The organism is Rhizobacter sp. OV335, from assembly GCF_900142965.1.
Classification (GTDB): domain Bacteria; phylum Pseudomonadota; class Gammaproteobacteria; order Burkholderiales; family Burkholderiaceae_C; genus Rhizobacter.
The window spans coordinates 75,452-95,960 of sequence record NZ_FRCQ01000030.1 but is presented as its reverse complement, the minus strand read 5'-3'; the positions used below and the strand labels follow the sequence as shown (position 1 = coordinate 95,960).

General features: G+C 68.7%; 22 protein-coding genes. 11 read left to right on the top strand and 11 right to left on the bottom strand.

Annotation, left to right across the window (positions count from 1 at the left end):
* The coding region (locus tag BUE42_RS25560) for a transposase (protein ID WP_143171671.1) at positions 1–313 on the top strand (313 nt) is incomplete at its 5' end.
* Between the two features lie 15 nt (positions 314–328).
* Here the strand turns inward: BUE42_RS25560 and BUE42_RS25555 are convergent.
* Both BUE42_RS25555 and BUE42_RS25550 read right to left on the bottom strand, forming a co-directional pair.
* The gene (locus tag BUE42_RS25555) at positions 329–1,201 is read right to left on the bottom strand and encodes a PEP-CTERM sorting domain-containing protein (RefSeq protein WP_073468113.1); all 873 of its coding nucleotides are present in this window, start codon (positions 1,199–1,201) and stop codon (positions 329–331) included.
* A gap of 121 nt (positions 1,202–1,322) precedes the next feature.
* On the bottom strand, positions 1,323–2,135 hold the full coding sequence (locus BUE42_RS25550) for an IclR family transcriptional regulator (protein WP_073468112.1): 813 nt from the start codon (positions 2,133–2,135) through the stop codon (positions 1,323–1,325).
* Positions 2,136–2,284: 149 nt separating this feature from the next.
* On the opposite strand from BUE42_RS25550, the gene BUE42_RS25545 reads away from it, so the two are divergent.
* Genes BUE42_RS25545 through BUE42_RS25515 form a run of 7 tightly spaced genes read left to right on the top strand, consistent with a single transcriptional unit; the run spans position 2,285 to position 8,952 of the window.
* Positions 2,285–3,358: an ABC transporter ATP-binding protein gene (locus BUE42_RS25545; RefSeq protein ID WP_073468111.1), complete on the top strand. Its 1,074-nt coding sequence runs from the start codon at positions 2,285–2,287 to the stop codon at positions 3,356–3,358.
* Positions 3,301–4,200 (top strand): ABC transporter permease, encoded by a 900-nt coding sequence (locus BUE42_RS25540; protein ID WP_200799027.1) that lies wholly within the window; start codon positions 3,301–3,303, stop codon positions 4,198–4,200. The genes BUE42_RS25545 and BUE42_RS25540 overlap by 58 nt, the downstream gene beginning before the upstream one ends.
* Positions 4,201–4,207: 7 nt before the next feature.
* On the top strand, positions 4,208–5,002 hold the full coding sequence (locus BUE42_RS25535; RefSeq protein ID WP_073468109.1) for an ABC transporter permease: 795 nt from the start codon (positions 4,208–4,210) through the stop codon (positions 5,000–5,002).
* Entirely contained in the window at positions 5,002–5,298 is a 297-nt protein-coding gene (locus tag BUE42_RS25530; RefSeq protein ID WP_073468108.1) for a (2Fe-2S)-binding protein, read from the top strand. The genes BUE42_RS25535 and BUE42_RS25530 overlap by 1 nt, the downstream gene beginning before the upstream one ends.
* Complete coding sequence (locus tag BUE42_RS25525; protein WP_073468107.1) at positions 5,295–6,683, top strand: NAD(P)/FAD-dependent oxidoreductase; 1,389 nt, start codon at positions 5,295–5,297, stop codon at positions 6,681–6,683. Before BUE42_RS25530 ends, BUE42_RS25525 begins: the two co-directional genes overlap by 4 nt.
* Positions 6,680–7,873, top strand: a complete 1,194-nt coding sequence (locus BUE42_RS25520) for an NAD(P)/FAD-dependent oxidoreductase (protein ID WP_073468106.1) — start codon at positions 6,680–6,682, stop codon at positions 7,871–7,873. Before BUE42_RS25525 ends, BUE42_RS25520 begins: the two co-directional genes overlap by 4 nt.
* A gap of 11 nt (positions 7,874–7,884) precedes the next feature.
* Positions 7,885–8,952, top strand: coding sequence for an ABC transporter substrate-binding protein (locus BUE42_RS25515; RefSeq protein ID WP_073468105.1), 1,068 nt, complete (start codon positions 7,885–7,887; stop codon positions 8,950–8,952).
* Between the two features lie 35 nt (positions 8,953–8,987).
* Here BUE42_RS25515 and BUE42_RS25510 read toward each other — a convergent pair whose 3' ends face one another.
* Positions 8,988–9,680, bottom strand: a complete 693-nt coding sequence (locus tag BUE42_RS25510; RefSeq protein ID WP_073468104.1) for a glutathione binding-like protein — start codon at positions 9,678–9,680, stop codon at positions 8,988–8,990.
* 76 nt (positions 9,681–9,756) lie between these two features.
* Here BUE42_RS25510 and BUE42_RS25505 point away from each other — a divergent pair, with 76 nt between their 5' ends.
* Complete coding sequence (locus BUE42_RS25505; RefSeq protein ID WP_073468103.1) at positions 9,757–10,515, top strand: hypothetical protein; 759 nt, start codon at positions 9,757–9,759, stop codon at positions 10,513–10,515.
* 116 nt (positions 10,516–10,631) lie between these two features.
* Here the strand turns inward: BUE42_RS25505 and BUE42_RS25500 are convergent, their stop codons facing one another.
* The 3 genes from BUE42_RS25500 to BUE42_RS25490 are packed head-to-tail and all read right to left on the bottom strand — an operon-like array spanning position 10,632 to position 13,674.
* Positions 10,632–11,846, bottom strand: a complete 1,215-nt coding sequence (locus BUE42_RS25500) for an acyl-CoA dehydrogenase family protein (RefSeq protein WP_073468102.1) — start codon at positions 11,844–11,846, stop codon at positions 10,632–10,634.
* A gap of 34 nt (positions 11,847–11,880) precedes the next feature.
* On the bottom strand, positions 11,881–12,960 hold the full coding sequence (locus tag BUE42_RS25495) for a phosphotransferase family protein (RefSeq protein WP_073468101.1): 1,080 nt from the start codon (positions 12,958–12,960) through the stop codon (positions 11,881–11,883).
* A 9-nt stretch (positions 12,961–12,969) separates the two neighbouring features.
* Entirely contained in the window at positions 12,970–13,674 is a 705-nt protein-coding gene (locus BUE42_RS25490; protein WP_073468100.1) for a Crp/Fnr family transcriptional regulator, read from the bottom strand.
* Positions 13,675–13,766: 92 nt separating this feature from the next.
* On the opposite strand from BUE42_RS25490, the gene BUE42_RS25485 reads away from it, so the two are divergent.
* Positions 13,767–14,558: a class II aldolase/adducin family protein gene (locus tag BUE42_RS25485; protein WP_235002601.1), complete on the top strand. Its 792-nt coding sequence runs from the start codon at positions 13,767–13,769 to the stop codon at positions 14,556–14,558.
* A 16-nt stretch (positions 14,559–14,574) separates the two neighbouring features.
* Here BUE42_RS25485 and BUE42_RS25480 read toward each other — a convergent pair whose 3' ends face one another.
* The 4 genes from BUE42_RS25480 to BUE42_RS25470 form a co-directional block, all read right to left on the bottom strand.
* A complete protein-coding gene (locus BUE42_RS25480; RefSeq protein WP_143171756.1) occupies positions 14,575–15,108 on the bottom strand; it encodes a helix-turn-helix domain-containing protein in 534 nt (177 codons plus the stop codon).
* Positions 15,109–15,113: 5 nt separating this feature from the next.
* The gene (locus BUE42_RS32620) at positions 15,114–15,467 is read right to left on the bottom strand and encodes a hypothetical protein (protein ID WP_143171755.1); all 354 of its coding nucleotides are present in this window, start codon (positions 15,465–15,467) and stop codon (positions 15,114–15,116) included.
* Positions 15,468–15,625: 158 nt separating this feature from the next.
* Positions 15,626–16,330, bottom strand: a complete 705-nt coding sequence (locus BUE42_RS25475; RefSeq protein WP_073468098.1) for a histidine phosphatase family protein — start codon at positions 16,328–16,330, stop codon at positions 15,626–15,628.
* A gap of 12 nt (positions 16,331–16,342) precedes the next feature.
* Positions 16,343–17,122, bottom strand: coding sequence for an oxepin-CoA hydrolase, alternative type (locus tag BUE42_RS25470; protein ID WP_073468097.1), 780 nt, complete (start codon positions 17,120–17,122; stop codon positions 16,343–16,345).
* 172 nt (positions 17,123–17,294) lie between these two features.
* Here BUE42_RS25470 and BUE42_RS25465 point away from each other — a divergent pair, with 172 nt between their 5' ends.
* Positions 17,295–19,325 (top strand): type IV pilus assembly protein FimV, encoded by a 2,031-nt coding sequence (locus tag BUE42_RS25465; protein ID WP_073468096.1) that lies wholly within the window; start codon positions 17,295–17,297, stop codon positions 19,323–19,325.
* 32 nt (positions 19,326–19,357) lie between these two features.
* Here the strand turns inward: BUE42_RS25465 and BUE42_RS25460 are convergent, their stop codons facing one another.
* Positions 19,358–20,509, bottom strand: coding sequence for a pyridoxal phosphate-dependent aminotransferase (locus BUE42_RS25460; RefSeq protein ID WP_073468095.1), 1,152 nt, complete (start codon positions 20,507–20,509; stop codon positions 19,358–19,360).

The window sequence follows — 20,509 nt, the reverse complement described above, 5'->3', positions numbered from 1 at the left end:
CGCACCCTACGCCAACAGCGACGCCGTCGTCGCCGCCTTCGGCATGGACCCTCGCCCACGCGACTCCGGCCAGTACAGCGGCACACGTCAGCTCTCCAAGCGCGGCAACGCCGAGGAGCGCAGGCTCATCTACTGCGCCGCCATGGCTGCTTGCCGATATCCTCCGTTCAAATCCATGCGCGACAAGCTCGTCGATCGAGGCTTCTCCCCCATCCAGGCCTACTGCGCCATCGCTCGCAAGCTCCTGCGCATCGCCTTCGCCGTCTGGCGTTCCAACCAGCCCTTCAACCCTCAAAGGGTCGGATTGGCTTGACGGGGAACATAGAACCTACGGAAGCTTCAACCCGGCCCGCCTCACCCCCAACCCCGCCAACCCCAGCACCATCAACCCCCACATCGCCGGCTCCGGCACCGGCGCGGCACTGTTCCAGCTGTACGCGAACAGCTCGAAGCTGCCGAACAGCACGTTGCCCGAGTGGTTGTGCACCGTCAGCGACAGGTGCCCGAGCGGGTCGGCGCTGTAGGTGAAATCGTCGAAGCTCGGCAACCGCTGCTGCGCGCCGGTGCCGGGCGCGGCCGGGTTCCCGTTGAAGATGTTCGCGATCAGGTTCACGCCATTGGTCGCGAACGTCTCGTCACGAAAAATCAGCGCCGCCTGGTGCACGTACATGTCGGGTCGGGTGCTGTCTTCGGTGAAGCGCGGCAGCGGCGTCGACCCCAGCGAGTTCGTCAGCATCGCGATGCCCGAGAACGTCACCGAGGCGAACGGGTTCAGCACGAACGGGCGCTGCCAGTTGATCGTCGCGCTCGCCTCGTCGTCCTGCCGATCGGCGTGCCAGCCGCTCGACACGCTGCCGTGCCCGATCGAGGCCTGGGCCGACAGCGTCTCCTCCGGTGCCTTCGGCAACTCGATCGCCGCCTCGCCAAAGGGCGTGCCCGCGCGCGCCGACGCGTCGAGCAGGCGCGACTTCAGGTTCAGCGACTGCGCGTCGTTCGGGCCCGGCACCTCGTGCGCGGTGACGAGCGATGCCTGGAAGCCGTTGTCCGCCAGCCAGTGCCCCGGCTCGCCGGTGTCGAGCCCGGTCGGCGTGCCGAGCGTGAAGGTTGCCGAGGCCGAACCCGGCACCGCGTCCGATCCCGCTTGCGCCGCACCGCATACACCGAGCGCGCACACCGAGGCGGCGATCCACATCATCTTCATCTGGGTTCTCCCTGCCGGATCCACTTCCGGAAATCGCCCATTGAAGAACGCGCCGCCAGGAGCCGCAACCCCCAATTGGTTGCCGCCCGTGTATCCGACGGACGGTCCGCCTACAACGAAATCAGCGCGACGCCAGGCTCTGCGCCGGCCGCCGCAGGCTCGGGTCGAACGGATGGATCTGCGGACCGATCGCGGCCGCCTCGCGCTTGAGCAGCTCCACCACCGTCGGCATGCGGTCGGCATTCAGCCGGTCCGAGATCGTGCCCACCGACAACGCGGCCACCGCACGCCCCTCGCGGTCGAGCACCGGCACCGCGACGCCCGCCATGCCTTCCAGCAAGCCGGTGTTGCGCCCTGCGAAGCCGCTCTGCCGCACGCGATCGATCTCGGTGCGCAGGTAGACCTCGTCGTACACGCCGTACTCGCGCACCCGCGACAGGTTGAAGCGGATCACCTCCTCGCGCTCGGCCTCCGGCAGGAACGCAAGGATCGCGAGCGCCCCTTGCCCGACCCCCAGCGCGACCCGCCCCCCGACATCGCCGGTGAACGAGCGGATCGGGAACGGCCCCTCGCTGCGGTCCAGGCACACCGCATCGAAGCCGCTGCGCGCCAGCAGGAAGATGCTGTCGCCCAGGCTCGCGCACAGCCGCAGCAGCGCGGGCCGGCACAGCGTGCGCAGGTCGGCTGGGTTGCCGGCCGACGCGGCCAGCGCGAAGAACTCGATGCCGAGGCGATAGAGCTTGCTGCGCGCGTCCTGTTCGACCATGCCCTCTGCCACCAGCGACTGCAGCAGGCGGTGCGTGGTGGCCTGCGTCAGGCCCACGCTGCGTGCAATCTGCGTGACGCGCCCCCCATCGGCGGGCCCCTGCGCCAGCGCGCGGATCACGGCAAACAGCCGGCTGGCGGCGGCGGTCGACGGGCTGTCTTCGCTCATGCTCGATCCTGTGGAATCCTGGGGGTCACGGATGCCCGAAGTATTCCATCAAACGAAATAGGGAAATGGAGTATTTGATTGATTGGAATTCTCGGGTCAAGATGGCCCGCAACTTGCAATTTATCGAAAGAGATTTCCCAAAGGGCACCATGTCTTTCCTGCAGTTGACCGGCCTGACCAAGTTCTACGGCGACACCTGCGCGGTCGCCGACATGAACCTGTCGGTCGAGAAGGGCGAGTTCGTCTCGTTGCTCGGCCCGTCGGGCTGCGGCAAGACGACCACGCTGCAGATGGTGGCCGGCTTCGAGCCGGTGACGCGCGGCCGCATCGAGCTCGACGGCCGAGACATCACGCACGCGAAGGCCAACACCCGCGGGCTGGGCATCGTGTTCCAGACCTATGCACTGTTCCCGCACATGACGGTCAGCGCGAACGTGTCCTTCGGGCTCGAGATGCGCAAGATGCCGCGCGCCGAGCGGGCCGAGCGCGTGCGCGATGCGCTCGCGCTGGTGCACCTGGAAGCGCATGCCGCCAAGTACCCGCGCGAGCTCTCGGGCGGCCAGCGCCAGCGCGTGGCGCTGGCCCGCGCGCTGGTGATCGAGCCGCCGGTGCTGCTGCTCGACGAACCGCTGTCCAACCTCGACGCCCAGCTGCGCGAGGAGATGCAGTTCGAGCTGCGCCGCATCCAGCGCCAGGTCGGCACCACCACGGTGATGGTCACGCACGACCAGGGCGAGGCGATGTCGATCAGCGACCGCGTCGTCGTGATGGAGCAGGGCCGCGCGACCCAGGTCGACCGGCCGCAGCGCCTCTACGAACACCCGCGCACGCGCTTCATCTCGACCTTCGTCGGCAAGGCCAACCTGCTGGAGGGGCGCGTCAACGGCGAAGGCGCGGTCGATGTCGGCCCGCTGCGCGTGGTGGTCGACGACACCGGCTTCCGCCCTGGTGCCGCGGTGCTGCTGAGCGTGCGGCCCGAGAAGCTGCAGTTCGTCGTGGCCGGCCTCGGCCGGATCGACGGCGAGGTCGCCGAGCGCTTCTTCCTCGGCAGCCAGTGGCTGTACCGCGTCGACACCGCGGTCGGCGCGCTGGCGGTGCTGTGCCCGAACGACGGCCGCGCGGCACTCGAAGCCGGGCAACGCACCGGCATCGACTGGCCGGTGCACTGCAGCCGCCTGCTGCCGGTCGACTCCGCGAGCCCGGCGGCGGAGACCGCGCCTTGAAGCTCGCCCCGTGGTGGCTCAGCGGCCCGGCGGCGCTGCTCTTCACCGGCCTGCTGCTGGTGCCGCTCGCGCTGACCGCCGTGTTGTCGTTCAACGTCTACGACCCGGCCACCGGCGCGCGTGCCGGCGAGTTCACGCTGGCGCATTACGCGATGGTGTTCGGCGATCCGTACTACCACGGCATCTTCTGGCGCACCTTCCGCATCTCGGCGCTGGTGGCGCTGATCTGCGTGCTGGTCGGCGCGCCCGAAGCCTATGTGCTGAGCCGCATGCGCAACCCGTGGCGCTCGGTGATGCTGCTGGTGGTGCTGGCGCCGCTGCTGGTCTCGGTGGTGGTGCGGGCCTTCGGCTGGAGCATGCTGCTCGGCCCCGAGGGCCTCGTCAACGCGGCGCTGGGCGCGTTCGGCCTCGGGCCGTTCAAGCTGCTCTACACCGAGACGGCGGTCGTCATCGCGCTGGTGCACGTGATGCTGCCCTTCATGGTGATCCCCGTCTGGACCTCGCTGCAGAAGCTCGACCCCGGCATCGAGAACGCGGCGCTGTCGCTGAAGGCGTCGCCGTTCACCACGCTGCGCCGCGTCGTGCTGCCGCAGGTGATGCCGGGCATCCTGTCGGGCAGCCTGATCGTGTTCGGCCTCGCGGCCAGCTCGTTCGCGATCCCGGGTCTGCTCGGCGGGCGCCGCCTGAAGATGGTCGCGACCGTGGTCTACGACGAGTACCTGCATGAACTCAACTGGCCGCTCGGCGCCGCGATCGCGCTGACGCTGCTGGCCGCCAACCTCGCGGTGATGCTGGGCTGGAACCGGCTGGTCGAAGGCCGCTACCGGCGCGCGTTGGGGTGAGCGCACGATGAACCGCAACGGCCCGCTCGCACTCGCGTTCAACGCGCTCGTCATCGCCTTCATGCTGGCGCCGCTGGTCGTCGTCTGCCTGGTCGCCTTCACGCCCGAGAACACGCTGACGCTGCCGACCACCAGCTTCTCGCTGCGCTGGTTCCACGCGGTGTTCGAGCATCCGGATTTCGTGCAGTCGTTCTGGAACAGCCTGTGGCTGGCGCTCGGCTCGGCCACGCTCGCCACGCTGCTGGCGGTGCCGGCGGGCCTCGCGATCACGCGCCACCAGTTCGCCGGGCGCGAGTTCCTGAACGGCCTGTTCCTGTCGCCGCTGATCATTCCGCACCTGGTGCTGGGCGTCGCGCTGCTGCGGCTGTTCGCGCTGGTCGGTGGCAGCGGCAGCTTCAGCTTCCTGGTGTTCGCGCATGCGCTGATCGTCACGCCGTACACGCTGCGGCTGGTGGTGGCGGCGCTGGTCGGCTTCGACCGCAGCGCCGAGCAGGCGGCGGCCTCGCTCGGGGCCGGCCGCTTCACGGTCTTCCGGCGCATCACGCTGCCGATGATCCTGCCCGGCGTCACCGGCGGCTGGATGCTCGCCTTCATCAACAGCTTCGACGAGGTGACGATGTCGATCTTCGTGACCTCGCCGAGCACGGTGACGCTGCCGGTGCGCATGTACATGTATGCGACCGAATCGATCGACCCGCTGATGGCCGCGGTGTCGGCGCTGATGGTCGGCGTGACGGCCCTCGCAATGGTGCTGCTCGACCGGGTCTACGGACTCGACCGCGTGCTGGTGGGAAGACGCTGATGAACGCGCGCCGACCGCTGCTGGTGCGCCTGGCCGAGACCGATCGCGCCAGCGTGGCCTTCACGCTCGACGGCGAACCGGCCACCGCGCTCGAGGGCGACACCGTGCTGACCGCCGTGCTGACGCAGCACGATCGCTTGCGGCGCAACGAGTTCAGCCACGCGCCGCGAGCCGGCTTTTGCCTGATGGGCGCCTGCCAGGACTGCTGGATCGCGACGGCCGATGGCGAGCGGCTGCGCGCTTGCGCCACCTTTATCGCGCCGGGCATGGCCTTGCTGAGCGGGGAGGACGCATGACGCCACCGGTGATCGTCGGAGCCGGCCCGGCCGGCGTGCGGGCGGCGCAGGCGCTGGCCGCGCACGGCCTGCGGCCGGTGCTGATCGACGAGGCGCCGCGGGCCGGCGGGCAGATCTACCGCCGGCCGCCGGCGCATTTCCGCCGCACGGCCGCCGCGCTCTACGGCAGCGAAGCCGCGCGCGCCATCGCATTGCATGCCGCCGCCGACTCGCTCGCCGACCGCATCGACCACCGGCCCGACAGCCTGGTGTGGAACGCACAAGGCGGCGCGCTCGACGTGCTGCGCGGCGGCCGCATCGAACGCGTGCCGTACCTGGGCCTGATCGTCGCGACCGGCGCCACCGACCGCGTGCTGCCGGTGCCGGGCTGGACGCTGCCCGGCGCCTTCACGCTCGGCGGCGCGCAGGTGGCGCTGAAGTTCCAGGGCTGCGCGATCGGCGAGCGCGTCGTGCTGATGGGCAGCGGGCCGCTGCTGTACCTCGTCGCGTACCAGTATGCGAAGGCCGGCGCGCGCGTCGCGGCGGTGCTCGACAGCGCACGTCTGGCCGACCAGATCGCGGCGCTGCCGCTGATGCTGACGCAGCCGTCGACGCTGATGAAGGGCGCGTGGTACGTCGCGTGGTTGCGTGCGCATCGCGTGACTATCGTGCGCGGTGCGCGGCCGCTGCGAATCGTCGGTGGCGAGCGGGTCGAAGGCGTGCAGTTCGAGCAGGGCGGCCAGACCCGCACGATCGACTGCGATGCGGTGGGCATGGGCCACGCGCTGCGGTCCGAGACCCAACTGGCCGACCTGCTCGGCTGCGACTTCGAGTTCGACGAATTGCAGCGCGCGCACCTGCCGCAGCGCGATGCAGCAGGGCGCAGCAGCGTGCCCGGTCTCTACCTGGCCGGCGACGGTGCCGGCATCCTCGGTGCCGATGCCGCGGAGTGGGCCGGCGAGCGCTCGGCGCTGGCCTTGCTGGAAGACCGCGGTGTGGCGGTCGATGCAGATCGTGCGCGCGCGCTGGAGCAGCGCCTGGCCGGCATCCGGCCGTTCCGCCGCGGCCTCGAACGAGCTTTTCCGTTCCCCACCGACTGGGCGGCGCGTGCCGATGACGAGCTCGTCGTCTGCCGCTGCGAAAACATCACCGCCGGCCAGTTGCGCGCCACCGTGCGCGAGACCGGTGCCGACGACATCAACCGGCTGAAGGCCTTGTCGCGGGTCGGCATGGGGCGCTGCCAGGGCCGCATGTGCGGCGTCGCGGCGACAGAGCTTCTGGCGCATGCCTGCGGCCGGCCGGTCGGCGAGGTCGGCCGGCTGCGCGGGCAGGCGCCGATCAAGCCGGTTCCGTTCTCCGCGCTGTCGGCGCCGTCTACGTTGCACGAGTCGGAGGCCGCGGCATGACAGCGAAGCGCTTCGTCACCGATGTGGCGATCGTCGGCGGCGGCATCGTCGGCAGCTCGGCCGCGCTCGCGCTGCGCCGCATGGGGTTGAAGGTGGTGCTGCTGGAGCGCGACCTGTGCGGGTCGCGCTCCAGCGGCGTCAACTACGGCGGCGTGCGGCGGCAGGGGCGGCCGCTGTCGCAATTGCCGCTCGCGCAGCGCGCGCACGAGATCTGGGGCCGGCTGCCCGAGTTGATCGGCACCGACGGCGAGTACGAGCGCAGCGGCCATTTCAAGATCGCACGCAGTGCGGCCGACATGGCCTCGCTGGAACGCTATCGCGCGACCACCCAAGGCTTCGACCTCGACCTGGAGCTGATCACCGGCGAGCGCCTGCGCGCGCTGTGCCCGTGGCTGGGCGCGAAGGCGGTGGGCGGCTCGCTGTGCCCCGAGGACGGCCAGGCCAACCCGCGGCTGGTGTCGCCGGCCTTCGCACGCGCCGCCGAGCGAGCGGGCGCGGTGGTGCTCGAACGCACGCCGGTCGACGAGGTGATCGGCGACCGCAATGGGTTCACGCTGAGGTCACGGAACAGCGCGGGCCACACGCTGGAAGTGCAAGCGCCGCTGCTGCTGAACTGCGCCGGCGCATGGGCCGGGCAACTGGCCGCGCAATTCGGCGAGCCGGTGCCGATGCAGGCCGGCCACCCGGCGATGGCCGTCACCGAACCGGTGCCGCATTTCATGGACTGGAGCCTGGGTGTCGAGGGCGGTGGCATCTACTGCCGGCAGGTGGCGCGCGGCAACCTCGTGCTGGGCGGTGGCTCGGGCCTGGCGCTCGACGCCGACCGCGCGCGCTCGGACCGCGACGCGATCACCAAGCTGGCCGCCCAGGCCATCGAACTGATCCCGGCGCTGCGCGATGCGCAGTTGATCCGCACCTGGAGTGGCACCGAAGGCTACCTGCCCGACCGCGAGCCGGTGCTCGGCTGCAGCCGCACGATGCCGGGGCTGATCCACGGCTTCGGCTTTGCCGGCGCCGGCTTCCAGATCGGGCCGGCCGTCGGCGAGGTGCTGGCCGAGCTGGCCCGCGACGGCCGCAGCAGCACGCCGATCGCGGCGTTCGGTATCGAGCGGTTCGCTGCACCGCCCACATCACAGACGGCGCCGATTGCATCGGCTCCCGCCTCCATTCCCGAGTTGTCCCATCGTTGAAAGGATCGACCATGCCAAGCACTTCCTCGCTCCGCGCCCGCCGTCACTTGCTGGGCGCCGCGGCCGCCGTTGCTGCGCTGCTGTCCGCCGGCGCCGTGCACGCGCAGGCCAAGACGATCTACATCGGCATGAATGGCGGCACGATGGAGAAGGCGTACACCCAGTACGTGTTCCCGGCCTTCGAGAAGCTGTACGGCGCCAAGGTGGTCGTGGTGCCGGGCACCTCGTCGGACATCCTCGCGAAGGCGCAGGCCAACAAGGACAAGCCGCAGATGCACGTGATGTTCCTCGACGACGGCATCATGGTGCGCGCGATCGGCATGGGCCTGTGCGAGAAGCAGCGGCCCAGCCCGGCGCTGAACGACCTGTACCCGGCCGCGCGCTTCAAGGGCGACATGGCCAGCGGCGTCAGCCTCGGCATGACGGGCATCGCCTACAACAAGAAGATGTTCACCGAGAAGGGCTGGGCCGCGCCGACCTCGTGGATGGATTTCGCCGACCCGAAGTTCAAGGGCAAGGTGGTGTTCCAGTCGGCCTCGTCCTCGTCGTTCGGGCTGCACGGCTTCCTGATGTTCAACCGCATCCAGGGCGGCAACGACAAGAACGTCGAGCCCGGCTTCAAGGCCTGGCCCGAGAAGATCGGCCCGAACGTGCTCGAGTACATCCCGAGTTCGGCCAAGCTCTCCGAGATGGTTCAGACCGGCGAGGCGGCGCTGTTCCCGCTGACGCCGACCGCGGTGGCGGCGCTGAAGGTGAAGGGCATCCCGGTCGAATACGCGCAGCCCAAGGAGGGCTCGGTGGTGCTGATGGTCGGCCAGTGCGTGATCGCGAACAACAGCGAGCCCGAGCTGGCGCAGAAGCTCGCCGAGTTCCTGCTGAGCCCGCTGGCGCAGGCCAACGTGCTGCAGTACGGCAGCCAGATCCCGACCAACCCGAAGGCGCCCGCGGTCGGCGAGGGCGCGGCCCAGGTCGCGCAGATCTCTCAGTGGATGAAGAATGCGGTGACGCTCGATTGGGAAAGCATCAACGCGAACCGGCCGGCCTGGAACGCGCGCTGGAACAAGACCATCGAGAAGTGATGGCCGTGGCGGCGACGTGCGTCAGATAGGCCGCGTCAGCGCCGCTCGTACTGCTGCTTGCCGAACAGCGCGGCACGGGCGCGCTCGTCGTTGAGCGGCTTGCGGTGCTCGGCCAGCACCGCGACGCCGCGCTGCACCGCGGGGCGGGCGGCGATCTCGTCGAACCAGCCCTTCAGGTGCGGGAAGTCGTCCCAGGTGATGCCCTGGTTCTTCCACGATCTCAGCCACGGGAAGATCGCGATGTCGGCGATGCTGTACGTGGGGCCGGCGATGTACTTCGACTTGGCGAGCCGCTTGTCCATCACGCCGTAGAGGCGTTTCGCTTCGTTGGTGTAGCGGTTGATCGCGTACTCGATCTTCTCGGGCGCGTAGATGCGGAAGTGGTGGGCCTGGCCGAGCATCGGGCCGACGCCGCCCATCTGGAACATCAGCCATTCGAGCACCTGGTAGCGCTCGGTGGTGCCGGTGGGCAGCAGCTTGCCGGTCTTGCCCGCGAGGTACATCAGGATGGCGCCCGACTCGAACAACGAGATCGGCTGGCCGTCCGGCCCGTCGGGGTCGACGATCGCGGGGATCTTGTTGTTCGGGCTGATCGCGAGGAATTCGGGTTTGAACTGATCGCCGGCCCCGATGTCCACCGCCGTCACCTGGTACGGCAGCCCGCACTCTTCGAGCATGATGTGAACTTTGTGGCCATTGGGCGTGGCCCACGAATACACTTCGATCATCTTGTCTTCCTCAGGTCGTCTTTCTGCAGCACGGGTGTGCTGTGTGGATTGCGACTCTAGTTCAAGCACGGCCTTCATGCTCGACGCCATCAAACGACTGATCTCAGGCAGGCCCGACGGCCCGGACTGGCGGGCGGTGTCGGAGTGGGCCCGCGACAACAAGATGGCCTTCAAGCGCGTGCGCGAAGAAGAAGGCTTCGTCATCGACGGCGGCATGGACAGCAAGCCGTGGCGGCTCGAATGGGGTTCGCCTCAGCGCTTCTACATCGAAGGCCACGAACTGCGCCTGCGCATGGAGCTCGGCCTGCCGCCGAACCTGCAGGTGCTGCTGCTGTCGCAACCCTTGCGCGAGACGCTCGAGCGGCAGACCTTCGAGCGCTTCACCGAAAGCACGCAGACGGTGATCGACGGCGCGACGCCCGAAGAAATGCGCTGGCTCGCGATGTTCGCCAAGGTCACGTTCGCGGCGTCGAAGGCGGTGCGCATGCGCTTCGGGCTGGTCGGCAACACGCCGCAGGTGGCGGCGTCGTGGGTCGAAGGCGCGTTGGCGCGGCAGCTCGAAGAGGCCTCCGGCAATCTGCTCGCGCAGGAGCCGCCGTTCGTGCTGATGCTGTTGCGCGGCCGGGTCTACCTGCGGCTGCAGCTCGCGAACCCGGATCTCGCGTCGATCCGCCAGGCGGTCGGGCTGTTCGAGGTGGCCGTGCTGCAGGCGGTGCGGGTCGCCGGTGGGATGGGCGCGAGCGAGGGAGCGGCCAGCGGCTGGCCGAGCACGTCATCGACGGCGTGGCAGACCCAACTGGGCCCCGACGATCCGAAGGATCAGTCGAGGCATTGAGCCTCGCAAGCCCCCGTTCGCCCTGAGCCTGTCGAAGGGCCTGCTCGCATTGAGCCAGGGCTTCGACAAGCTCAGCCCGACCCTTCGACAGGCTCAGGGCGAACGGGGAAGTGGTGTCAGGCGTAACGCCCCAATTCCATCTTCGCGATGGCGTTCCGGTGCACCTCATCCGGCCCATCCGCAAACCGCAGCGTGCGCGCCGCCGTATAGAAATACGCCAGCGGAAAGTCATCACACATGCCGGCGCCGCCGTGCACCTGCATCGCCCAGTCGATCACCTGGCAGGCCATCGATGGCGCCACCACCTTGATCATCGCGATCTCGCTCTTGGCGGTCTTGTTGCCGGCCACGTCCATCATCCACGCGGCCTTCAGCGTCAGCAGCCGGGCCTGCTCGATCTTGCAGCGCGCCTCGGCAATGCGCTCGCGGGTCACCCCCTGTTCGGCCACCTTGCGGCCGAAGGCCACGCGCGACGAGGCCCGCCTGCACATCAGCTCCAGCGCTCGCTCGGCCAGCCCGATCAGCCGCATGCAGTGGTGGATGCGGCCCGGCCCGAGCCGCCCCTGCGCGATCTCGAAGCCGCGGCCTTCGCCGAGCAGCATGTTGCTCGCCGGCACGCGCACGTTCGTGAACGTCATCTCGCAATGCCCGTGCGGCGCGTCGTCATACCCGAACACCGGCAGCGGGCGCACCACCTTCACCCCCGGCGCATCGGCCGGCACCAGGATCATCGACTGCTGCGAATGCCGCGGCGCCTCGGGATCGGTCTTGCCCATGAAGATGTAGACCGCGCAGCGCGGGTCGCCGGCGCCCGAGATCCACCACTTACGGCCGTTGATCACGTAGTCGTCGCCGTCGCGGCGGATGCTCGACTCGATGTTGGTCGCGTCCGACGAGGCCACGTCGGGCTCGGTCATCGCGAACGCGCTGCGGATCTTGCCGTCGAGCAGCGGCTCGAGCCAGCGCTTCTTGTGCTCGGCCGTGCCGTAGCGGACGATGGTCTCCATGTTGCCGGTGTCCGGCGCCGAGCAGTTGAACACCTCGCTGGCCCAGGGCACGCGGCCCATCAGCTCGGCCAGCGGCGCGTACTCCTGGTTGGTGAGGCCGGCGCCGAGTTCGCTCTCGGGCAGGAACAGGTTCCACAGCCCCTGCGCGCGCGCCTTGGTCTTCAGCCCCTCGATCAACTGCAGCGGCGTCCAGCGCTTGCCGGCGCGGGTGTTGGCCTCGATCTCTTCGTTGAAGGCGGCCTCGGCCGGGAAGATGTGCGCGTCCATGAAGCCGGCCACCCGGGCCTGCAGTTCCTGGGTGCGTGGGGAGTAGCTGAAGTCCATGCGGGAGTCTCCGGGAGGTGTTCAGGTGCCGTGTTCAGGTGCCGTGCTGCGCAATGCGCCAGCCCATCTCGGCCAGCGGCCGCGCGCCGGCGCCGGCCTGGCGCGCCTGCGCGCTCGACGCGGTGCCGTCTTCGACCCGCTTCGCGATGCCTTGCAGGATGCCGGCCATGCGGAACAGGTTGTAGGCCATGTAGAAATTCCAGTCGGCCATCACCGCCTGCGGGTCGGCGCGGCCGGTGCGCTCGCAGTAGCGGCGCACGTAGTCGGCTTCGCACGGGATGCCGAGCGCGGCCAGGTCGAGCCCGCCGATGCCACGGAACGCGCCGGGCGGGATGTGCCACGACATGCAGTGGTAGCTGAAGTCGGCCAGCGGATGGCCGAGCGTCGACAGCTCCCAGTCGAGCACCGCCAGCACGCGTGGCTCGCTCGGGTGGAAGACCAGGTTGTCGAGCCGGTAGTCGCCATGCACCACCGACACCTGCGATTCGTCGCGCGCGCTGGCCGGCATATGGGCCGGCAGCCATTGCGCGAGCTGTTCCATCGCGTCGATCGGCTGCGTGATCGAGGCCTGGTACTGCTTGCTCCAGCGTGCGATCTGGCGCTCGAAGTAGTTGCCCGGCTTGCCGTAGTCGGCCAGGCCCGCGGCGGTCACGTCGACCTGGTGCAGCGCCGCCATCACGCGGTTCATCTCGTCGTAGATCCGGCCGCGCTCGGCCGTCTCGAAGCCGGGCAGCGACTGCTCCCACAGCACGCGGCCCTGCACGAACTCCATCAGGTAGAACGCGCGGCCGATCACCGATTCGTCCTCGCACAGCAGCAGCATCTCGGGCACCGGCACGGCGCTGCCGTGCAGCGCGCGCATCACGCGGAACTCGCGCTCGATCGCATGCGCCGACGGCAGCAGCTTCGCGGCCGGGCCGGGCTTCGTGCGCATCACGTACGAGCGCGACGGCGTCACCAGCTTGTAGGTCGGGTTCGACTGGCCGCCCTTGAACTGCTCGACCTGCAGCGGCCCGGCGAAGCCCGGCAGCGCGGCCTGCAGCCACGCCTGCAGCGCGGCGGCGTCGAAGGCGTGCGAGTCGGCGACGGGTTTGGTTCCGGTGTAGGCGTCCATGCGGTCCAGTCAGCGTTCAGAGATTGCCAGCAGCTTGTCCTTCGACAGCACCACCAGCCGCGTCGGCTCGATGCGCACCGCGCCGTCGCGCTCGAAGCCCTTCAGCTCCTGGTTGACGCGCTGCCGCGAGGCGCCGAGCAGCTGCGCCAGGTCTTCCTGCGCGAGCTGCAGGCCGATGCGGATCTCCTGGCCTTCCTCGATGCCGTAGCTGCGCGACAGCAGCAGGATCTGCTTGGCCAGCCGCGCGCCGAGCGGCATTGTGTTCAGGTCTTCGACCACGTCGAACATCAGGCGCAGCCGGCGGCAATTCAGTTTCAGCAGCGCCTCGTAGAGCTCGGTGTGTTGCGCGAGCAGCTCGCGGAAATCGGCCTTGCGCACCACCAGCAGCGTGGTCGCGCCATGGGCGTTCGCATCGTGCGTGCGCGGCAGGCCGTCGAACAGCGAGATGTCGCCGAACCACAGCCCGGGTTCCACGTAGGTCAGCGTGATCTGCTTGCCGGACAGCGAGACCGAGCTGACCCGCACCGCACCCTTCGCGACGCCGCACCATTCGTCGGCCGCTTCGCCGCGCGACGACAGCAAGGCGCCATCGTGCACGCGGCGCACGACGGCTCGCGAGAGGATGGCATTGCGCAATGGTTGCGAGAGTTTGGAGAACCACGAACCCGATTCGATGTTGGCTTGCTCATCGATTGTAAGAACGGGGGTATTCATGTTTTGTCTCTGACGTGACAGGGTGCGACCTCATTGTCCATGAAGGGCATTGCTGCAAGAGTGCGCGGATTCCCTTTCACAAGGAGAGCAGCATGGGCGATCGAGTGCTGGACATTTCGGGCATGGACATCCCAAGTAAAGAAGGCCGCGTCAGCGATGCCGAATGGCAGACCCGCGTGGACCTCGCCGCGGCGTACCGGCTGGTGGCGCATTTCAAGTGGGACGACTTGGTGTTTACCCACATCACGGCGCGCGTGCCGGGCGAGGAAGATCGTTTCCTGATCAATCCGTACGGGCTGATGTTCGACGAGATCACTGCGTCGAGCCTGGTGAAGATCGACCTGCAGGGCAACAAGCTCGACGACTCGCCGTTCCCGGTGAACCCTGCGGGCTTCACGATCCACAGCGCGATCCATTCGGCGCGCCATGACGCGCAATGCGTGCTGCACACGCACACGCTGAACGGCATTGCGGTGTCGGCGCAGGCGGGTGGGGTGCTGCCTTTGTCGCAGCAGTCGATCTTCATCCTGGCCAGCCTGGCGTACCACGACTACGAGGGTGTGGCGCTGCGCGACGAGGAGAAGCCACGGCTCGTGAAGGACCTCGGCCGGGCGACCTACCTGATGCTGCGCAACCACGGCTTGCTGACGGTCGGTGCGACGGTGGCCGATGCGGTGCTGGCGATGTACTTCTTCGAAACGGTGTGCACGATCCAGGTCCGCGCGATGGCCGGCGGCGTGCCGCTGACGCACGTCGATCCGCGGATCATCCAGACGGCCGGGGAGCAGGCGAGGGGAGCGACGCGTGGGATGGGGGCGGGCGCGTTGACGTGGCCCGGGTTGCTGCGGCGGCTGGATCGGATCGACGACGGGTATCGGCGCTAGATCGGCATCAGCCCTGTCACGCGCTGCGTGCTCCGCGAGCAGACGCGGTCGGCAATGCCAACGATGTCTTCGCGGAATGAGTTGCCTGATGCAATGGGCGGGCTTCGAAGGACCATTGGTCTGCCACCAGCCTGCCTTCATACATGAACTGTCCGACGCCCTGCGCCAATCGCGAGAGTGGCTGAACCCTTGTCTGCAGGGCCGGCATCTTCGCAGCAAATGCCTTGCTTTCAACACACAGCTTGCGCAGCAGCGTGTCGCTCGCTCTTGCCATGGGGTGGCTTCCACGCTCCCACAGCGACAGCGTCTGATCGGTGGTTCCGAGCACTTGCGCCATATCCGCTTGAGACATGTCGAGTGCTCGCCTCAGGTAGGTGATCTCAGGGGCGCTCAACAGGGCCGGCTTCAACAAGAGGCATGCATGCAAGGCGGCGATCAGTCCTCCCAGGCGTTCGTACTTGACCAACTCGCGGTTACCGTCGACGGTCAGAACAAAACCGTTCAACAGCCACACCATCGGCAAGGGGTCAGCGTTGAATGGATGTCTCAAGGTGGTCACTTCCGTTGGGTCCAGCAACTGACGATGACGCAGTTCGGGTTTCTGTCTGATAGGCCTGCAATGACAACGATGGCAACGTCAGGCCTGCTGCGCGGTTCATTCCTGAATCGAACACGCTCTTCATCGAATCCGCCGTCACGCTCGTGAACGAACTGGCTTTCCTTGAATTCTGCTCTGCCGTCGAGAATCGCTGCCAGCATCTCCTTGATGGAGACGCCGCGCTCCTCGCCCCGCTGTTCCGCATGCCCGGCTCTGTCGAACCCGACATCACCCTGCCGAACGAGAAACCGGATCCATCTGGCTGTCTGCACCAGCGACCAACTTGAGGGCGCACCGTTCGGACGCTTCATCTGGGATGCTCGATTTAACCATAAAAATTATGGGAAAGGTCGGAGCATGGGAGTGAACTGCGCGGAGATCCGTGAGATCCGACGACCAGCGGTAAGTCTAGTGGGCAAGCCACTTGATGCCAAGGTGCTGTTCAAAAAAACAGGGGTCGCCGAGGTCGTCAAGCCTGTCGGAGGAATTGCGCCAGCAGCTTCTCCATCGTCGTCATCGTCTCGCGTTCGTGCAGCCATTGCGTCGGCGCCAGGTTCACCGCGCGCACGATCTGGTCGTTGGCGCCGACGTCGATCACGTTGATGCAGGCCGGCGCCTGTTCGAGCCGGCCGAAGAAGGCCCGTTCGCCGGCCAGCACGCGCGACAGCAGCGCGCGGTTCACGCCGCCGTGCATCACCATCAGCAGGCACTGCCAGTCGCTGCGTGCGAGCAATGCGTCGAAGGCCGGCAGCACGCGGTCGAGCAACTCGCCCACCGATTCGCCACCGAGGAAGCGCTGCGACTGCACGTTCGGGCCGACCCGGAATGCGCCGAGGAACGCGGCTTCGATCTCGTGCTTCGGGATGTCGGCCAGCCGGCCGGGGCGGATCTCTTCGAGTGCGGGCTCGTGCAACAGGTGCAGCTCGGGTTGCGCGCCCGCGGCCAGCACGCGTGTGGCCGTCTCGACGGTGCGCGGCAATCCGCTGACCAGCACGCTGTCGAATTGCACCCCGCATTGCGCGAACAACCGGCCCGCCGCATCGGCCTGGTCTCGGCCGAGGGCGTTCAAAGGAACTGTGTCCGGCGGGACTGCGCTGCCATCCTCACGGAAATAGTCCACCGACCCGTGCCGCATCAGATAGATGCGCCTGCGCTTCGGAAGTGAACGGCTCATGCCGCGCCCACGCTATTCGAAGCGCGGCTCGCGCTTGTCCAGGAAGGCCTGCAGGCCTTCGCCGCCGTTGCGATGAAAGAAGTTCTCAAGGAAGTGATCCCGCTCCGATGCCATCTGCTGCGAGAGGCTGCGCTCGGGCCATGCATTGACCAGCTCCTTCACGCTGGACACCGCGTTCGGCGCCAGGTGCGACAGCCGCTCGGCCACCGCCAGAGCTTGGGTCAGCGCCTGGCCACTGTCTGTCACCCAATTGACAAGGCCGAGCGCCTGCAATTGCACCGCCCCCATGGGCTCGGACAGCCACAGCATCTGCAGCACCACCGCGCGCGGCAGGCGCTGCATCAATTGCCAGGTCGAACCACCGTCGGGCGACAGCCCGATGCGGCCGTACGACATCACGAAGCGCGCATCCGCGGCCGCGACGATCAGGTCGCAGGCCAGCGCCAGCGAGAAGCCGCCGCCGGCCGCGGCCCCTTCGACCGCCGCGATCACCGGCTTCGGGAACACGCGCAGCACCTCGACGAACTCGTGGAAGCGCTCCAGCATCCCGGCCTGCACCTCGCGCGGCGCCTCGCGGCTCGCGCGCAGCCGCTGCAGGTTGCCGCCGGCGCAGAAGTGCTCGCCGTCGCCGCGCAGCACGACGCAGTGCACGTCGGGGTCGGATTCGGCCACGCCCAGCGATTCGATGCCGGCGGTGAACACCTGCTCGGACAAGGTGTTGCGCGAGGCAGGTTCGCTGATCGTCAGCACCAGGGTGCCGTCGCGTCGTTCGGCACGCAATTCAGAGGGCATGGCCACACCATTCGTCAGACAGCGCCAAGCGCATGGCGCGCGATCATGCCCGTTATTGCGGAGATCGCCGCAGGAAGGATCATGCTAGAGTCAAAAAATCAATCAACTGCTCATCCGAATGCAGAGATTCCCGAACTTGCTCGCGGTCAGTCTCGCTTTGGGCCTCCTGCCCATGGGCCGAGCGACCGCGATGGGGTTCGGCAACACGCTCGGTGCCACCACCCTCGGCCATCCGTTGAACTTCGCGGTGATGCTGCGGCTGGAGCCCGACGAGCGCATCGAAGTCTCGTGCGTCAAGGCCGATGTGTCGATCGGCGATCACCCGCTGTCGTCGCTGTCGGTGCAGGTCCGCATCGAAGGCCGCCCCGGCAGCACCGAACGCCGGCTGCGCATCACCACCACCGTGCCGATCGAAGAGCCGGTGGTCGGCATCGCGCTGAATGTCGGCTGTCCGACACGGCTGTCGCGCAATTACGTGGTGTTCGCCGATCCGCCGTCGGCCTCCGCCGTGGCACCGGCCAATGCCTTGCCCGACCCCTCCGACCAACCCGACCCGTCGGCCGCGCCGCTGGCCGGCGTGATCTCGCCGCAGGCCGAGCCGGCGCCGCGTTCCACGCTGCCGCGCGTCGCACCCGGCCCGTCGACACAGCGCCCGCGCGCCGCGGCCAGCCAGGCAGCGGGCGCCGCGGCGACGCGACCGACCGCGAAGGCCGGCGCGTCCACCAAATCGCCACGCGCGCAGAAACCGGCCGCCGAGCCCGCGCGGCCGAGGGGCCCGACGCTGCAGCTCGATCCGGTCGAGACCGATGCGCTGATCTCGCCGTCGCTGCGCATGAGCAGCCAGCTGACACCGCTGGCCCAGGCTGCGCAGGCCGCCGGCTCGGCCCCGTACCGCTTCATCGATCCTGAACTGGTGCAGCGCCTGGAGGCGCAGGACCGCCTGAAGGCGCTCGAAGCCGCGATGAACCAGCTGCGTGTCGAGGGCCAGGCGCGCCAGCAGTCGCTCGCCGAGCTGCAAGCCAGGGTGCAGCAGGCCCAGGCGGCGCGCTACGCCAACCCGCTGGTCTATGCGCTGGCCGTGCTGTGCGCGCTGCTCGCTGCCGGGCTCGGCTTCCTGGTGTGGCAGCGCTGGCGCGAGCGCCAGGCCGCTGCCTGGTGGGTCGAGCCGCCGGCCCCGACGCCCACGCCGGCCTCGGGGAGCACGCCGGCCGAGCCGCCGCGCACCATCCCGGCGGCGATGGCACCCGAGCCGTTCGGGGGCGGGGCGGTGCTGGTCGACACGCCGCCTCCGGTGCGCAAGCGGCCCGCCGCGCCAGCGCCGATGTCGCCGATGGCCTCCGACGTCACGCTGACCCCGCGCGCGGTCGCCGCGATGCAGGCCACGCTGGCGAGGGCGACCGAGCCCGGTCCCGACATCGACCCCGATTCGCTGGAGCCGCACCGGCCGATGTCGGCCGACGAGCTGATCGACCTCGACCAGCAGGTCGAGTTCTTCGTCGTGCTCGGCCAGGACGATGCCGCGGTCGACCTGCTGATGGGCCACGTGCGCAGCACCGGCGGCGTGAGCCCGCTGCCGTACCTGAAGCTGATGGAGATCTACCGCCGCCGCGGCGAGCGCGATCCGTACGACCGCATCCGCGAGCGCTTCAACCGGCGCTTCAACGCCTACGCGATCGAGTGGAATGAGCACGATCCGTCGAAGGAGCGCGACCTCGAGGAGGGCTTCCCCGAGCTGCTGGCGCGCGTGCAATCGCTGTGGTCGGCACCGGCCGAGGCGATGGCCGCGCTCGACGGTGCGCTGTTCCGCCGCAGTCAGGGGCCGCCGTTCGACGTGCCGGCCTACCGCGACCTGCTGTTCCTGTACGGCATTGCGCGCGACCTGGCCGAGCGCGACGTGCGCCCCGAGGGCGTCGACCTGCTGCTGCCGATCGATTCGGGGCTCGGCATCACGCTCGATCTGTCACAACCCGAGCCGCGGCCCGATTCCGCGCCGATGCCCTTGCAAAGCGACCCGGTGCCACCGGCACCGCAGGTCGAGCGGCTCTCGCTCGACCTCGACATCTCGACCGACCCGGCCAAGTTGTCGGGACCGGTGATGCCGCCGCCCGACGCGCCCGACTCGCACCCGGGCCTCGATTTCGACCTCAGCGAACTGAGCGAGCTCGACAGCATCCGCAAGCCCAAGACGCGCGGTTCGCGCTGACCCTTCGACAGGCTCAGGGCGAACGGGAAGGGCTATAGCTTCGCCAGCCGCTCCAGCGCGCGCTGCAGCGTCTCGTCCTTCTTCGCGAAGCAGAAGCGCGCGAGCTTCTGCTCGAAGCCGCCGGCATAGAACACCGACACCGGGATCGCCGCGACGCCGATCTCGCTCGTCAGCCAGCGGCAGAAGCCTTCCTCGCTGAGATCGCTGACGGCCGAGTAGTCGACGCTCTGGAAATAGCTGCCCGCGCTCGGCAGCAGCTTCAGCCGCGTGGCGGCCAGCCCGGCGCGGAACAGGTCGCGCTTGCGCTGGTAGAAGGCCGGCAGCTCGAGGTAGGGCGCCGGGTCGGCCATGTACTCGGCCAGCCCGTGCTGCACCGGCGTGTTGACGGTGAAGACGTTGAACTGGTGCACCTTGCGGAACTCGGCCGTCAGCGGCGCGGGCGCCGCGACGTAGCCGACCTTCCAGCCGGTCACGTGGTAGGTCTTGCCGAAGCTCGAGACGATGAAGCTGCGTGCCGCCAGCTCGGGGTGGCGCGCGACGCTCTCGTGCCGCTGGCCGTCGAACACCATGTGCTCGTAGACCTCGTCGGCGATCACGAAGACGTCGGTCGGGCGCAGCAACGCGGCGAGCTGCTGCATCTCGGCCTCGGTCCAGACGGTGGCGCTCGGGTTGTGCGGCGTGTTGATGATGATCGCGCGGGTGCGCGGCGACAGCGCGGCGCGGATGCGCTCGAAATCGGGCCGGAAGGTGCGTGGGGTGAGTGGCACATGCACCGCGGTGCCGCCGGCCAGCACGATGTTCGGCTCGTAGCTGTCGTAGCAGGGGTCGAGCACGATCACCTCGTCGCCCGGGTGCACGATGGCCAGCACCGCGGTGATGATGGCCTGCGTCGCGCCGGCGGTGATCGTGATCTCGGTGCCGGGGTCGTAGGCGTGGCCGTACAAGGTGGCGATCTTCGCGGCCACCGCCTCGCGCAGCGCCGGCACGCCGGTCATCGGCGGGTACTGGTTCAGGCCGCGCTTCATCGCGCCGGTCACGGCGTCGAGCAGCCGCGGATCGCCGTCGAAATCGGGGAAGCCCTGGCCGAGGTTGACGGCGCCGTGCTGCTGCGCCAGCGCCGACATCACGGTGAAGATGGTCGTGCCGACCTGCGGCAGGCGGCTCTCGATGGTGGGGGTTCGCAT